The 14451-nt window shown below is 45.5% G+C and carries 10 protein-coding genes; 9 read left to right on the plus strand and 1 reads right to left on the minus strand.

The annotated features are described in order from the left end of the window. Positions 1-18 precede the first annotated feature (18 nt). The 7 genes from ACSQ2E_RS01865 to ACSQ2E_RS01895 all read left to right on the plus strand — a co-directional run bounded on the left by ACSQ2E_RS01865 (position 19) and on the right by ACSQ2E_RS01895 (position 11054). Positions 19-927: an ROK family protein gene (locus ACSQ2E_RS01865; RefSeq protein WP_435989103.1), complete on the plus strand. Its 909-nt coding sequence runs from the start codon at positions 19-21 to the stop codon at positions 925-927. Continuing rightward, complete coding sequence (locus ACSQ2E_RS01870; protein WP_435989104.1) at positions 924-1799, plus strand: carbohydrate ABC transporter permease; 876 nt, start codon at positions 924-926, stop codon at positions 1797-1799. Before ACSQ2E_RS01865 ends, ACSQ2E_RS01870 begins: the two co-directional genes overlap by 4 nt. 6 nt (positions 1800-1805) lie before the next feature. Then, positions 1806-2699 carry a carbohydrate ABC transporter permease gene (locus tag ACSQ2E_RS01875; RefSeq protein ID WP_435989105.1) on the plus strand — a complete coding sequence of 298 codons (894 nt, stop codon included), beginning with the start codon at positions 1806-1808 and terminating at the stop codon, positions 2697-2699. Continuing rightward, on the plus strand, positions 2699-5254 hold the full coding sequence (locus ACSQ2E_RS01880; RefSeq protein WP_435989106.1) for an alpha-mannosidase: 2556 nt from the start codon (positions 2699-2701) through the stop codon (positions 5252-5254). Before ACSQ2E_RS01875 ends, ACSQ2E_RS01880 begins: the two co-directional genes overlap by 1 nt. Then, positions 5251-6771 (plus strand): DUF4127 family protein, encoded by a 1521-nt coding sequence (locus tag ACSQ2E_RS01885; RefSeq protein ID WP_435989107.1) that lies wholly within the window; start codon positions 5251-5253, stop codon positions 6769-6771. The genes ACSQ2E_RS01880 and ACSQ2E_RS01885 overlap by 4 nt, the downstream gene beginning before the upstream one ends. A 149-nt stretch (positions 6772-6920) precedes the next feature. Beyond that, positions 6921-8483: an FAD-dependent oxidoreductase gene (locus ACSQ2E_RS01890; RefSeq protein WP_435989108.1), complete on the plus strand. Its 1563-nt coding sequence runs from the start codon at positions 6921-6923 to the stop codon at positions 8481-8483. 210 nt (positions 8484-8693) lie between these two features. Next, positions 8694-11054 (plus strand): glycoside hydrolase family 10 protein, encoded by a 2361-nt coding sequence (locus ACSQ2E_RS01895; RefSeq protein WP_435989109.1) that lies wholly within the window; start codon positions 8694-8696, stop codon positions 11052-11054. A gap of 121 nt (positions 11055-11175) precedes the next feature. Here the strand turns inward: ACSQ2E_RS01895 and ACSQ2E_RS01900 are convergent, their stop codons facing one another. Beyond that, a complete protein-coding gene (locus ACSQ2E_RS01900; protein WP_435989110.1) occupies positions 11176-12660 on the minus strand; it encodes a hypothetical protein in 1485 nt (494 codons plus the stop codon). A gap of 334 nt (positions 12661-12994) precedes the next feature. On the opposite strand from ACSQ2E_RS01900, the gene ACSQ2E_RS01905 reads away from it, so the two are divergent. Both ACSQ2E_RS01905 and ACSQ2E_RS01910 read left to right on the plus strand, forming a co-directional pair. Then, positions 12995-13366, plus strand: coding sequence for a GtrA family protein (locus ACSQ2E_RS01905; protein ID WP_435989111.1), 372 nt, complete (start codon positions 12995-12997; stop codon positions 13364-13366). Positions 13367-13399: 33 nt separating this feature from the next. Next, positions 13400-14365: a glycosyltransferase family 2 protein gene (locus ACSQ2E_RS01910; protein ID WP_435989112.1), complete on the plus strand. Its 966-nt coding sequence runs from the start codon at positions 13400-13402 to the stop codon at positions 14363-14365. Positions 14366-14451 lie beyond the last annotated feature (86 nt).

A 14451-nucleotide genomic window follows, 5' to 3' on the forward strand; every position in this document is an offset into this window, starting at 1 on the left:
TGGTAAGCAGGTGAAACGATGAAGGTCATTGGAATCGATGTCGGGGGTACCGGGGTCAAAGGGGCGGTTGTTCAAAAGGATGGCACGATCCTCCACGAGGAAAAGGTACCCACCGATATCTCGAACGGGAGAGAGGGAATCCTCGGCTCAATCTTTCAAGTGATTGATCTATTAATGAAGGAAGACTGCACTATTTCAGGAATCGGGATCGGTACGGCAGGCCGTGTGGATCCTGTGAAAGGGACGGTCGTCTACGCGACAGACAACTTGCCTTCCTGGCAGGGAACGCAAGTAAAAGAAGAAATCGAAACGCGCTACGGACTGCCATGTGCAGTCGACAATGATGCGAATGTCGCTCTCCTGGGAGAGCTTTGGAAGTGGGAAGGAAATCCCGAAACGGCGGTCATGTTGACCCTTGGGACCGGTGTCGGGGGAGCGAACGCCATACAAGGTGAGGTCTTACATGGCCACCACCATCAAAGTGGGGAATGGGGCCATGTCGTGCTCGTTCCAAATGGAAAGCCATGCAATTGCGGGAAGAACGGCTGCCTGGAGCAGTATCTGTCGGGTACGGCACTTATGCAAGACGTTTTCACTGAATGTCATCGTTCTTTCCGGCATGGCTCAGAGACTTTTGAGGAATATTCAAATGGAAATCAACAGGTCAAGCAGGTGGTTGACCGATATTTAGATTACTTGGCCGTTGCCGTTTACAACATATCTGTGGCCATTGATCCAGAAGTCCTCTTCATCGGAGGAGGAGTGATTGATTCAAAGGACCATTGGTGGGACGGCTTCCAGGTTAAATTGAAGGAATATTATGTGAATACAAGTGTTTATCCTGCTGTGCTAGGAAATCAGGCAGGAATGCTTGGAGCAGCCAAGCTTTTATTTCAAGCGATGGAGAAAAGAGGGGAGTCCGTTTGAGAAATCATCCGTTAACACCATTTCTATTTTTGATACCCGGTGTCATCATCCTGGGTGCGTTCATCTTCTATCCTATGCTCAATGCCATCTGGCTGAGCTTCACGAATTACAACATTGTCACCGATGCAGAATTCATCGGGCTGGAAAACTATAAAGGACTATTCTCCGATGCACTGTTCTGGAAAGTGCTCTGGCAGACCTTATTATACCTGGTCATCGTCGTTCCGGCTCTCGTGATCCTGCCGATCTTCCTTGCGATTCTTGTGAACCAGCAGGTTAAGGGGATTGGATTCTTCCGTTCCGCTTACTATGTACCGGTTGTCACGTCCATGGTCGTAGTGGGAATTGCGTGGAAATGGGTTTATGCAGACAAAGGTATCCTGAATTACATATTGGAATCACTTGGCTTGATATCGGAACCGGTGAATTGGCTGACTTCGACGACTACGTCCATTTTTGCCGTCATGGTCGTAACCGTCTGGAAGGGGCTTGGCTATTATATGGTCATTTACCTGGCTGGACTGCAGTCGATTTCAGACGATTTATATGAAGCGGCAGACATTGACGGAGCAAGTAAGTGGAAGCAGATTTGGCATATTACCATTCCTTTATTGATGCCTTCTATCATGATTGTGACCATCATGTCATCGATTTCCGCCATGAAGGTGTTCGAAGAAATCTACGTCATGACCGGCGGCGGACCGTTGAACAGCTCGAAAACACTGGTCTTCTACATTTATGAAGAAGCCTTCGATAAGCTGCAAATGGGCTATGCCAGTGCGGCAGGGGTCGTATTATTCATCATTACTCTGATTTTCTCTGTGATTAATATCAAGTTCATGAGCAAAAAAGAATCTGCGATAAAGGGGTGATTCTCCATGAGTTCTCCTTCTCTTGGAACCAGTAAAGAAAATCCAACCGTACTATCTGTCAAAAAGCCAATAAACGTAAAAAAGATAGCAAAAATCGTTCTGCAATATGCGACACTTCTTTTCGTCACGCTCATCATGGTCGGTCCATTCCTATGGCTTCTGGCTACGTCGCTAAAATCCGGCAGCGAGAATATCTTCTCGTATCCTCCACAGTTTATCCCTGAAAAATTCACGTTCGGAAACTATGTGGAAGTCATGGATTTCTTCCCGTTCTGGCGTTACCTATTCAATAGTGTCGTTGTATCTGTGGTGACGGTCCTCTTGAATATCGTCTTTTGTTCATTGGCAGCCTATCCCCTCGCCCGTATGAATTTCCGCGGGAAAAACATCGTCTTCGTCCTGATTCTCAGTACGATGATGGTGCCGTTTCAGCTCTTGATGATCCCGATTTACCTATTGGCATTGGACTTAGGTTTGCAAAACACGTATGCAGGGTTGATCCTTCCCCATGCCACGACGGCCTTTGGCATATTCTTGATGCGCCAGGCATTCCTCACGATTCCGTACGAGCTGGATGAATCTGCCCGCATGGATGGAGCCAATGCGTTTCAAATTTGGTGGAGAGTGCTCATGCCGCTAGTGAAACCTTCCCTTGTGACACTGGCTATCTTTACCTTCATGATGGCATGGGGAGATTTCCTCTGGCCACTGATCATCTTAAATGATACGAGCATGTACACACTGCCACTCGGCGTCAATACGCTCGCCGGTTCGTTCTCGGCTAACTGGCGCTACATCGCGGCAGGGTCGATCATCTCGATTCTTCCAATCATCATCATCTTCTCGATCCTGCAGAGACACTTCATCGCAGGTGCCATGAAAGGGGCGGTGAAAGGATAATGAGTCAGAAAATGACGTGTCATATCGTCTTCCAGACCCATTGGGACAGGGAGTGGTACTTACCGTTTGAAGTGTTCCGCTACCGGCTCGTCCAGGTGATGGACCGGATTGTGTTAGGTCTTGAAAAGGGAGAGTTGGAGCAATTTGTCCTGGATGGCCAGATGGCTGCCCTGGAGGATTATTTTGAAGTGTGTGAAGAGAGCATGAAGGAAAAAGTCCTCCATTTAATAGAAGAAAAGAAGATCATCATCGGTCCGTGGTATGTCCTGGCCGATGAGTTTCTCGTTAGTGGGGAATCCCTGATTCGGAATATGGAGATCGGATTGAAGGTCGCCGGTCGTTATGGAGAGTCTCAAAAGGTCGGGTATTTACCGGATACGTTCGGGCATGTAAGTCAAATGCCCCAGCTGTTACAGGGATTTGGTATTGACAACGCGATTTTGTGGCGGGGGGTTAAGCCCGAAACATCCGAATTTTATTGGGAAGCGCCGAATGGCTCGAAGGTGTTTACGGCCTTTTTGCCAGAGGGGTATTATCAGCCTTTGTTGAATGAAGAGAATGTAAAAAAGCAGTTGAATTCCTTTGTGGAGAAGGTCACGCCTTATGCGACGACGTCTCAGCTGTTGTTAACAAATGGCGGGGATCACCTTATGCCAAAACACGGAAATCTAGTGAAGCAAATCAATGAGTTTCAAGGTGAAGTGGAGTTTGTGTCCAGTACGTACGAAGCTTTTTTGCAGAGCGTTCAAGCTGAGATTACTGCTGATTTGCCTGTTGTTGTCGGGGAAATGAGGAGCAATGAACATATTTATGTGCTTCCGAATGTGCTGTCGGCAAGGAGCTATTTGAAACTACAAAATCAGGAGATGGAAGACGAGTTAACGGGGTATACGGAACCTCTTGCGACTCTTGCCGGTCATGATCAATATCCTCACCGTTATCTTGAGGAATCCTGGAAGCTTCTTATGCTGAACCACCCCCACGACAGTATATGCGGGTGCAGCATAGATGAGGTTCATAAGGAAATGGAAACAAGGACGATGATGCTTAGGCAAAGACTCGCCTCAATCCAAAAGGGATCGCTCACTCATCTGGGTGTTCAGGATCCGATGTTTTCAGGAGATGGGCGGCGAAAGCCGTTTGAGGATAATAGCGTATTTACGGTCTTCAATCCTCATCCAAGACCTTTCACAGGCTGGGTGTCAGGGGAGATTTGGCTCGAGAAGGAAAGGTCGTTTCAGTTAAAAGATCAGATCGGGAAATGGCATACTCCTGTGATGAAAAAGAAACGGAGTGGCAGACATTTTGATTCGCCTTTAGATGCTTTTCCTGATTTTAAAAAAGGGACATTTTATGAGGTGGAATTTTATGTTGAGAATCTTGCTGCTGCTTCACTCTCGACCTTTACAGTAGTAGAAGGAAGGTATGAAGAATTTTTATTGTCTCAGGATAATAGAGTCGAAAACGAATATTATTTGATTGAATTGGATGGAGATGGCACTCTTTCATTAATTGAAAAAGAAACGGGCAACCGTCATAGTGGCTTGCAACGGTTCTTTAGCTCTCTGGACGCTGGTGATGAATATAACTACTCTCCACCTTTGAACGATGTGAAGACGGTGGCTGAGCTTGCGGGCGCAGGAAAGGTTCGGAAAACGGCAGGGGTTCAAGAATTATCGTATGGGCTGAAACTTCTCACACCAGCAGGGTTGAACGAGAAACGAAACGGTCCGGCTGAAGAGACGGTCACGACGATTGTACAAATCACTCTTACTGTGAAAGAAAAGGATCGGAAAATTGATGTATCGTATACGATCAATAATCGCTCGAAAGATCAGCGGTTGCGCGTTCAATATCCATTGGGGGAGTCCGTGGAACATACGTACAGCAATACGGCATTCGATGTGGTGAAACGGAAAGCGAAGACGGATGAAGCGTTTGATGCAGCTAAGCAAAAGGAAGTGCCGGTTGTCGTTGAGCCTTCTCTGTCGTTTATCCAGACGGAGAGCGGTTTCGCGTTCTACCAAAGAGGGCTGCAGGAGTATCAGGTTACAAGGGTGGAAGAGAAAGATTCCCTTGACGTTACGGTGATTAGGAGCGTGGGCTGGCTGTCCCGTGATGACCTGAGGACACGAGGCGGGGGAGCGGGACCAAATATGGAAACGCATGATGCGCAGTGTATCGGTACGCATTCCTTTTCTGCAGCGTTTGAATTTAATGCTGATGGTAGTATTGGGCAGGCGGCTACGCAAGCCAATTTGTTTCGTATTCCACCTCGGATCTATCCGGGAGAAGCAATTGGTATCGAGAGTTTAATAGAAATTGATAATCAAGACGTGCAGTGGAGTTCTCTTAGAAGAGTGGCTGCAGACGTCGAAATACGATTGTGGAACCCGACGGACCAGGAACAAACCGTTACTGTGATGTCACGTGGAGAGAGTGTGGAGCGGGTAAACCTTCTTCATGAACCAGCTCGTGTTATAGAGAACGGGAAGGATACATTGAAACCGAAAGAAATCGCTACTTATCTAGTAAAAGGAGGAAGGAAAGAATGAATAGAAAGATTGCCCTTCTGCCTGTAGATGGGAGACCGGTGACAAGGGAGCTTCCCAAGCAGATCGCCTCGATCGGAAATTGGGAAGTGCTGCTTCCGCCTAAAGACCTCCTTGGCTTTTTGAAAGAGCCCGGGGATATGGCTGCTTTGGAAAAGTGGATTTGGGAGGTTGCTCCGGAAGTGGATGGATTTGTCCTTTCGGTTGACATGGTTGGATACGGTGGCCTCGTCCCGTCGAGGGTTTGTATAGACGGGGAGGAAAGGATTATACAGAGAATCGGACTCCTCCGGTCGTTAAAAGAGAAGTATCCAGATAAAGTCTTGATGGCCTTCAGTTCTACAATGCGTATCTCGAATAACTACGTAAATGAGGAAGAGAAGGAATACTGGAATGATTACGGAGTCGAGCTTTGGGAGTATTCCTTCCATCATCATCGGTATGAGAAAACAGGGTGTGAGGAATCCAATCAAAAAGTACAGGACCTGGGGAACCGCATCCCTTCAGAGATTCTGGAAGACTACTTAACAACCAGACTGAAAAACTATCGTGTAAACGTCTCCCTGTTGGATATGGTGGAAGATCAAACACTTGATGTGCTGGTTTTCCCTCAGGATGATACGTCCGAATATGGGGTGAATATCGGGGAGCAGGAAGACCTTTCAAAGAATGTATATGAGCGGAAGTTATTTCAGCGTGTATTCATATACCCGGGAGCAGATGAAGTCGCCAATACTCTTGTGGCGAAGATGATCTATCAGCTTGAAAACGTCAGGTTCCCTACGTTTTTCCCGGTGTACAGTGGCGAAATCGGTGCGTTATCGACGGCCATGTATGAAGACAGGCCGATTTGTGAGTCGGTGAAGGGACAGATCTTTGCCTTTGGCGGATACACCGTCAATTCTCCAGTGGAATCGGACATAGTGTTCGCGGTCAATGTGCCGGGGAAACGTCAGGGAGATCTTGCCCTGCAAAAACACTTGGAAGAGGTAGACACCCCTCAACGGAATATCGGTGAGTGGATCAAGCGTATCTCTCATTATCTGCGTCAGGATAAGCTTGTGGCAGTTGCGGATACGGCTTATGCTAATGGCGTTGATGCGCGCATGCTGCCACGGTTACTGTCTGAGGTCAAAGTGAGTGAGCTTGCCGGGTTTGCAGGATGGAATACAGCGGGGAACACGTTGGGGACAGTCGTGGCACAAGCAGCTATGGTTCATCTGCAGAAGCAGAAGCCTTCACTGCCGGAAGCAGAGGTAAAGGAAAGGTTACTGGCAGAAATCACCCTCAGATTATTGGACGATTATGTGTATCAGTCGGTTGTCCGTCAGAAGGTGCGGGCTGTAGTGGATGAGTCGGCTATCAGCCGGGAAGAGTTGTTGTATCAAGTGACAGAATCGTTCCGAAATGAAGCTTCTGTTTTCTTGGATCAATACGGTCTGGATTTTTCACTGAAAGACATTTACTTACCTTGGGACAGAACGTTTGAAATTGGCATTGGCAGAGGTGTTGTGTCATGACAATCCGTATTGGAGTGGACTATCAAGGCTTGAAAGAATTCGTCCGTATCGTCCCGGCCAAGCTTGACTCTAATTCAGGAGTAATCGGGGATGGCTTCATTATTTAGACATACGTTTATTTAATTTTATGAAAGAGAGGGGTGGAGAAATTGTTGGAGACCTTACAAGCAGACATCATCATCATCGGTGGAGGAATCGGGGGATGTGCGGCTGCACTCGCAGCATCCAAAAGAGGGAAAAAAGTGATCATGACAGAGGAGACCGAATGGATCGGCGGACAGCTTACGAGCCAGGCGGTCCCGCCGGATGAGCACCAGTGGATCGAGCAGTTTGGCTGCACAAGGACGTACCGTGAGTTTCGGAACCGTGTGCGGGAGTACTACCGTCGTCACTATCCTCTTAGGGAAGAGGCAAGGCGGGATGAGCGGCTGAATCCAGGAACAGGGTGGGTCAGCAGGCTTTGCCATGAACCAAAGGTGGCTCTTGCCGTGCTTCAGGAAATGCTTATTCCGTATACGAGCAGCGGGAGATTACAAATCCTTACCGACTATAAAATATCGGAGGCTCAGGTTGAGGGGGACGACGTTCAAATTGTCACTGTTCAGCATGCGGACGGACGTTTAAAGAAACTGAAGGGACATTATTATCTCGATGCCACTGAAACTGGAGAGCTTTTGCCGCTGGCGGGAGTGGAGTACGTCACTGGGGCAGAAGCCAAAAAGGATACCGGCGAGCGGCATGCGCCGGAAGAAGCCAGGCCGCAGGATATGCAGTCATTTACGTATGTATTTGCAGTGGATTATGTAGATGGCGGAAATTTTGTCATTGAAAAGCCTGAACAATATGAGTTCTGGAAAGAATATCGTGCCCCTTTTTTACAGCATAAACAGTTAAGCTGGTTCGCTCCCGATGCCCATACGGGTGGTTCGAAGGAATTTGCGATGTTCCACTATGAAGATCTGTGGGGACTGTGGGATTATCGCCGGATCGTGGACCCAACCCTTTTTGTTGAGGGAACCTATGAAGGGGATATTTCCCTAATAAACTGGCCGCAGAATGATTATTGGAGCGGTTCCATCATCGATGTCAGTGCTGAAGAGCGGGAAAAGCATATCCATGAGTCGAAGCAACTGAGCCTTTCCCTGCTGTACTGGCTCCAGACAGAAGCGCCGAGGCCGGATGGGGGCAAAGGGTACCCTGGACTGCGGTTACGAGGGGACATTCTCGGGACGGAAGATGGTCTTGCGAAATATCCTTATATCCGCGAATCACGGAGAATTAAAGCCGTGTCGACGGTAGTCGAAGAAGATATCAATGCCAATACGAGGGAAGGCATCAAACAGGTGGACGATTCTGTTGGGATCGGCTGTTACCGGATCGATCTGCATCCGACGACGGAGACGAATACATTTTTTTATGCTGAGAGCTATCCGTTTGAGATTCCATTGGGGGCTTTGTTGCCGGTTCGGGTGAACAATGTGCTTCCTGCGTGTAAGAATATCGGGTCTACTCATATTACGAACGGCTGCTTCAGGGTGCATCCGGTGGAATGGAATATTGGAGAATCGGCAGGGTATCTTGCGGCATTTGCCATGGAGAAAGGGATCCTGCCACGTGACGTGAGGGAGGATCAAGCGTTGTTGCGGGAGTTTCAGGAAATGCTTGTGGAAGAAGGGATTGAATTGAAGTGGCCTGAGGTCGGGGCGATTTAGGGGAGAACCCTTTTTGTAGAGGGTCTTCCCGAATCGTTTATAAGTCAATAGGTCTAGAAATCGACGTTCAATTTGTCTACAAATGAAGAATATATCCATCTTAATGAACTATTCTGAAGAAGTATTCCTTTTATTCAGAAAATTACGATATAATAAAACCGCCACAACATGATAGCGCATACATATAAAACGATTTTATGGAGGTACTCTATGAAAAAGTGGTTAATCGGAAAGAAAATGACAATGTCAGCAATGGCCCTCGCACTGACAGTGCCGGCTCTTCAGGCCCCGGCACTCACAGCGGAAGCAGATGAAGGGGAAGCGACGAAGGTTGTGGATGAGGACGGGGTCAGCATCATTGTCAATGCAGAAAATGACCGCAACAATACAAACAAGCTTGTCGTGTTTGATCCGACGTTCAGTTATTTTACCGAAACAAACGGGTCATCGTATGAAGTGATTCTCAAGAAGGATGATGGGAACAGTTATCATGTTGTGTCTTCCGGGCAGGGGGACAGTGCCATTCCTGAAGATGGGGTCGTCCTGTCAACGGGACCGCAAACGACTGATGAGATCATGAGTTTCCTGAAAAGCCTGGAAAAGGGAGAGAGTGTTTCATTCAATGAACCGGTTGAAAAGACCTATGCCAATACATTAGACGATATCGACCCTACCGATGAATCCAACCCTGAAGGAGCACCGTTTCCGGGCAACCGAGGAGCGAACCAGTTACTCCTTTATACACCGGCCTTTGGTTCAAGCACCGGAACGAATCCATATGGATATGAAATTACTGTGACCGATGGTGTCGTAACGAAGATCGGTGGAGGGGACAGTAGCATTCCGGCAAACGGATTTGTCGTAAGCGGACACGGAACAGAAGCGGAATATCTGAAAAAAGCAGAGATTGGGATGAAGGTAGAGTATGATGCAGACGGCAATATTGAATTGATCCGCGACGCGTCCACCTATATTTTTAAAAGTGAACAGACCTTGCAGGAAGCGAAGCAAAGTATCGCTCATGCTGAAGAAAAGTATATCGATGCAGATTTTAATAAGGCCAATGCTTCTGTAGAGGAAGCTGAAAAACTATTGAAGAAAGCAGGACAAATCCAGAGTGAAGATCCTCAAAAGGCGTTGGAATATACGGAGGAAGCGACTCAGGCTGCCTATGACGCGTACTATTATTCCCTTCCTTCTGAAGTAGGGGAGCAGCGAGCCATCTGGTATCGACCAGAAGAGAAGGATCTGGATGATGTCATCACGACTCTGGACCGAATGGAAGAAGCAGGCTTCAACTCTCTTTATCTCGAAACCACTTTCTGGGGATACACGATTTTTCCGAGTGATACGATGGAAGCCTACGGTCTGCCAAAGCAGCACCCGAACTTCGCCAATCAGGACTATGGGAAATACGGTTCTGACATCCTAAAAGCTTTTATTGAAGAAGGGAAGAAACGGGGAATCACGATTCAATCGTGGACGGATGGCTTTATGATCGGCCATAATAGCCTTGGCCTGCCATCCCAATTCAAGAAATATCCCGAATGGAGCGCTGTACAGCGGAATGATGAGCCAGGTACCCCTGGCAGTGATTCCAACAGTAATTACTACTGGCTGGATATTGCGAATCCTGACGTCCAGGACTTTATGCTGGATATTTATAAAGAACAGCAGGAGGACTATAAGATCACAGGTGTGAATATCGACTACATGCGTTACCCTCACCATCCGTTTGATAAGAGTTATGGATTCAGTACATCAAACCGTGAACGTTTCGAAGCGGAATTTGGAGTCGATCCAATGGATTTACAAGAGTCCGATGAGCTATGGGAAGAGTGGGAGAATTGGCTTCGTGAACAGGAAAACATGTTTGTCGACCAGCTTCATGTGCAGAGTAAAGACATAAACCCTGCCTTTATGGTGACAGCCACTCCTGAACCGGGCCAAGAGGCCGTCTTGATCAGCGATTGGATCGAGGACATTGATGGTGTCATCCCACAGGCGTATGGACATGATTTTAACAGCATCCAATCAACGGTCATCGCCAGTAAAAAGCTGACGCCGCCGTCGATGATGTATTACACAGGAATCTATTCGTTCTATCACCACCTAGGTGAAAAAGCAGCGGTCAATGATGTATTGGCAGCAGGTCACGGAACGTCCGGCGTGAACATGTTCGCCTTCGGTCAGGCCAGTGGCCCGTCCGTGGACGCATTGGGGAAAGGTCCGTGGAGAAATGCGGCTGTGAATCCCGGGGAAGATCCTAAAGCGGCCGTCCAGGCTACAGTCAAGCAGTTGAAGGAACAGACGGCGTCCATCTATATTCCGAAAGGGGCCGTTAGCAAGGAGGAAGGAAAAGAGCTTGAGAATAATCTTCGTAAGTGGGAGAAGATGATGGAGCGACCAGATCATTCGCTTAAGAAAGACAAGGTAGAAAAAGAGTTTGAGAAGACTGTTGATCTGATTAACTCACTTGAAACGCTGAGTTCGGTAGTGAAGGATAGAGTAGTGGAGAAGATGGATAAGGTGCATAAGTGGTTGAATTATTATTATGAAAAACAACAGTAATAAAAAGGTTTTGGGAGAGCATTTCTCCCAAAACCTTTTTTAGTTCGCTGTTATGTTTTCTTTCAGCAGTTCTGTCACTTTGTTCTGGTCATTTTCAAGAACGGTAATATTGATAATCTTACTACTTTATTTTAGATTTCTTATAAAGCAGTGTTTCAATCCCTCGTGCCTTTAAGTACCCCATACAACTCACTATAATCATCAAAGGAGTCAAACTAACCAAATACCTGGACCGCGTTTCCCACATTATAAAGAATAGAAAGAAACCAATGATAGATAACATAGAAAAGGTAGCAAAGGAGTCCTTATTCTTTAATCTTAAGAATAACAGCAATCCTATCAGCAGCATGAGATGCTGAACCCTTGCATACCCTTGGATCAAATGACCTGGCGTATGTGTGGTCAATTGAGTGAAATGTTCTGGATGATTTGGTATCCTTCTCAGTTTATTTAATGAGTAATAGGTTCCATCTGTCCATGTATGACCGATCTTTTCAATGTTAAATGCCATGTTCCCTTTTATTCCCTTTTCTGAGATCCGGTTCTTAAGCTCTTGATAATGGACTTGAGAAACGGTTTCTCTTGGATACTTCGTTAATAGTTCTTTCGTCCATACGACATCATCCTCAGCGTACTTACCCAGCTTATTTTTGTTTTGTCCCATCACAATCCAATGGGTAACCGGCATGCTTTTTTCTTCGACCATTTCCTTATCCAGTATTCCGTAATGGTAAATCGCACTGTTAAATAATGATTTAACAATCAATAGGACGAGGAGCGGAATAATAAAGTAGAGCTTCTTCCATTTTTTTTGATAAAGAAAAAGTACGATGGCAAAAGCAATGACAAAGATCACAAGTGATCCTTTTAATAGCATCCCGAATGAGAACAGGATGGATGCTGTTGAGACAATAAAAATATTTCCTCTGAAATCCCCGTTCTTATCTACTAAAATATTTAGTGGAAGCAGTAGAAAGATGAGTGAAATCGTATCTGTATAGACGATAGGTGCAAAAAAGATATAAGGAAAGAAAAGGACACTGACGAGTAAACTGACAATCCCAACGGGTGCTCCTGCCACCTTCGTAGCAATTCGATAGATTAAGTATTGACTTAAGGTAATGACAATGACATTAAATACCTGAAACGTGAGGAGTTCAGGGGTGAAGATATTCCCGATCAGCGCCAATATGCAGGCAAGTAAAATATTATTTGGGTAAAGGGAGAAATACTCACTCATCTCACCGCTCTCAACAAACAGCTTAGCACTGTTTACTACCGCCCCGAAGTCCCAGGAAGGGGTCACGGATAATTCACGTATTACAATGATTTGTAGAACCACACTTACTCCTAACAAGGTGAAAACAGTTGCGAATGTTGGCAGTTTCTCAATAAACCTGATTATATGATTTCTGCATAGGAATACAATTAACGAAATGACGATCGCTAGGAATAATGTGATGATATTAAAGTAATGGGGTGTTTCCTGACTTATGGTGCTGTACCCTCTGCTCATAAAGACGTTCAGGCCGACTAGAAATAATATCAATGAAAAGAATAAAATGTAAATGAATCTATGTAAAAATTGAAAGAATTGCGCTCCCATGGTGTACCTCCTTGTAAATCATAGAAATCGAGTAGCTTTTGAAAAAAACTTCAGCATATAGTAGGTTACCATCTTATGTTAATTTGGTAAATATATCTCCCTGTAAAAGATGAATATATTTCTATTTTGCCTCTTGTTTTGTTTAGATAGAATACTTTTTTACTATTAAGAGCATTGAAATATATTGGAAATTTTGATACCTTTAATCAAGTGCTTTCTATAAGTTCCATGCCTGTACTAAAATGGAAGAGTATTATGTTAGGCTGGAATTTTTATTAGCATGAGTGAGTTTACTAGTTTGCAGCAAGATGCGTAAAGAAAGGAAAAAACATATATGAAAATGTTCCTCAAATTTGGGACAGTGGGTTTCTTTAACACCTTAATCACTTTAGGGAGTTACACCCTCTTTGTTTATATAGGAATAAACTACTTGGTGGCAAATGTACTGGGATACCTCTTAGGGGTCTTAAATAGCTACTATTGGAATAAGAATTGGGTTTTTCAGGATCGAACGGGAAAGGCTGGGGTATTCGTTAAGTTCTTCGCAGTGAATCTGCTGACTCTTGGGTTTAACACGCTTGCTTTGTTCATTCTGGTTCATCAACTGGGGTTACACCCCGTACTGGCTAATGTATTTGCCGTCGGTTGCGGCTTGGGATTGAATTATATCCTTAATTATAAATGGACATTCAACCAGGCGTCTTAAGCATTACAAGAAATATTCTTATTGGAGGAAAACATGAAAGAATTAATATCGGTTGTCATCCCAATGTATTATGAAGAAGAAGTCGCGCAGGAGTGTTATGACAGGCTGAAACGTGTCATGCAGGAGAATAAAATACGATATGAATTCATTTTCGTGAATGACGGCAGTACGGACAGGACGTTAGATATTCTAAATGATATCGCGAATCGTGACAGCCAGGCAAAAATAGTGAATTTCGCCCGGAATTTTGGTCATCAAACCGCCGTTACCGCAGGGGTGGATTTTGCTGAAGGAGATGCAATCGTCATTATTGATGCTGATCTTCAGGACCCTCCCGAGGTGATCCCGGATTTGATCGCCAAGTGGAAGGAAGGGTATGAAATTGTATATGCAAAGCGGAAGAAGCGATCGGGAGAAACGAAATTCAAACTTCTCACCGCAAAGTATTTCTATAAATTCCTTAACCATATGTCAGATATAGATATCCCGAAAGATACAGGGGATTTCAGGATCATTGACCGTAAAGCAGCGGATGTGTTCAAAAGCATGACAGAGCGCAATCGGTTCGTCCGGGGGATGTTTTCCTGGGTGGGATTCAATCAAACCTTCATAGAATATGAACGGGATGAACGGTTTGCTGGAGAGACGAAATACCCGCTGAAGAAAATGATTAAATTTGCTTCAGATGGAATTATTGCCTTTTCAACCAAACCTTTAAAAATCGTCATGACTCTGGGCTTCTTTTCTGTCCTGGTTTCCTTCTTAGTCCTTGTGTATGCCATTTCAATCAAGCTGTTCGGGCGTGAAGTGGAAACGGGCTGGGCATCCATTATGGTGGCCATTACGTTCTTTAGTGGTGTTCAACTGCTCGGGATGGGTATCGTCGGTGAGTATATTGCGAGAATCTATGATGAAAGTAAAAATCGGCCGATTTATATTGTGAAAGAGACGGTTAATATGAAAGAGGGATCTCATAATCAGAGAAGAGAGGTCATCTGATACGTAGGACCGATGAGAAGAGCATTATCTAAATGCAATTCTGTTTAAAAGATGAAAGAGAGTGCAAAAGCTGCACTCTCTTTCAT

This window comes from Rossellomorea sp. LjRoot5, assembly GCF_964253455.1.
Taxonomy (GTDB): Bacteria; Bacillota; Bacilli; order Bacillales; family Bacillaceae_B; genus Rossellomorea.

Excerpts from the sequence above, each read along its gene's own strand:
- ACSQ2E_RS01865 (WP_435989103.1), top strand. The coding sequence starts at position 19 with ATGAAGGTCATTGGAATCGATGTCGGGGGTACCGGGGTCAAAGGGGCG.
- ACSQ2E_RS01875 (WP_435989105.1), top strand. The coding sequence starts at position 1,806 with ATGAGTTCTCCTTCTCTTGGAACCAGTAAAGAAAATCCAACCGTACTA.
- ACSQ2E_RS01880 (WP_435989106.1), top strand. The coding sequence starts at position 2,699 with ATGAGTCAGAAAATGACGTGTCATATCGTCTTCCAGACCCATTGGGAC.
- ACSQ2E_RS01885 (WP_435989107.1), top strand. The coding sequence starts at position 5,251 with ATGAATAGAAAGATTGCCCTTCTGCCTGTAGATGGGAGACCGGTGACA.
- ACSQ2E_RS01895 (WP_435989109.1), top strand. The coding sequence starts at position 8,694 with ATGAAAAAGTGGTTAATCGGAAAGAAAATGACAATGTCAGCAATGGCC.
- ACSQ2E_RS01900 (WP_435989110.1), bottom strand. The coding sequence starts at position 12,660 with ATGGGAGCGCAATTCTTTCAATTTTTACATAGATTCATTTACATTTTA.
- ACSQ2E_RS01905 (WP_435989111.1), top strand. The coding sequence starts at position 12,995 with ATGAAAATGTTCCTCAAATTTGGGACAGTGGGTTTCTTTAACACCTTA.
- ACSQ2E_RS01910 (WP_435989112.1), top strand. The coding sequence starts at position 13,400 with ATGAAAGAATTAATATCGGTTGTCATCCCAATGTATTATGAAGAAGAA.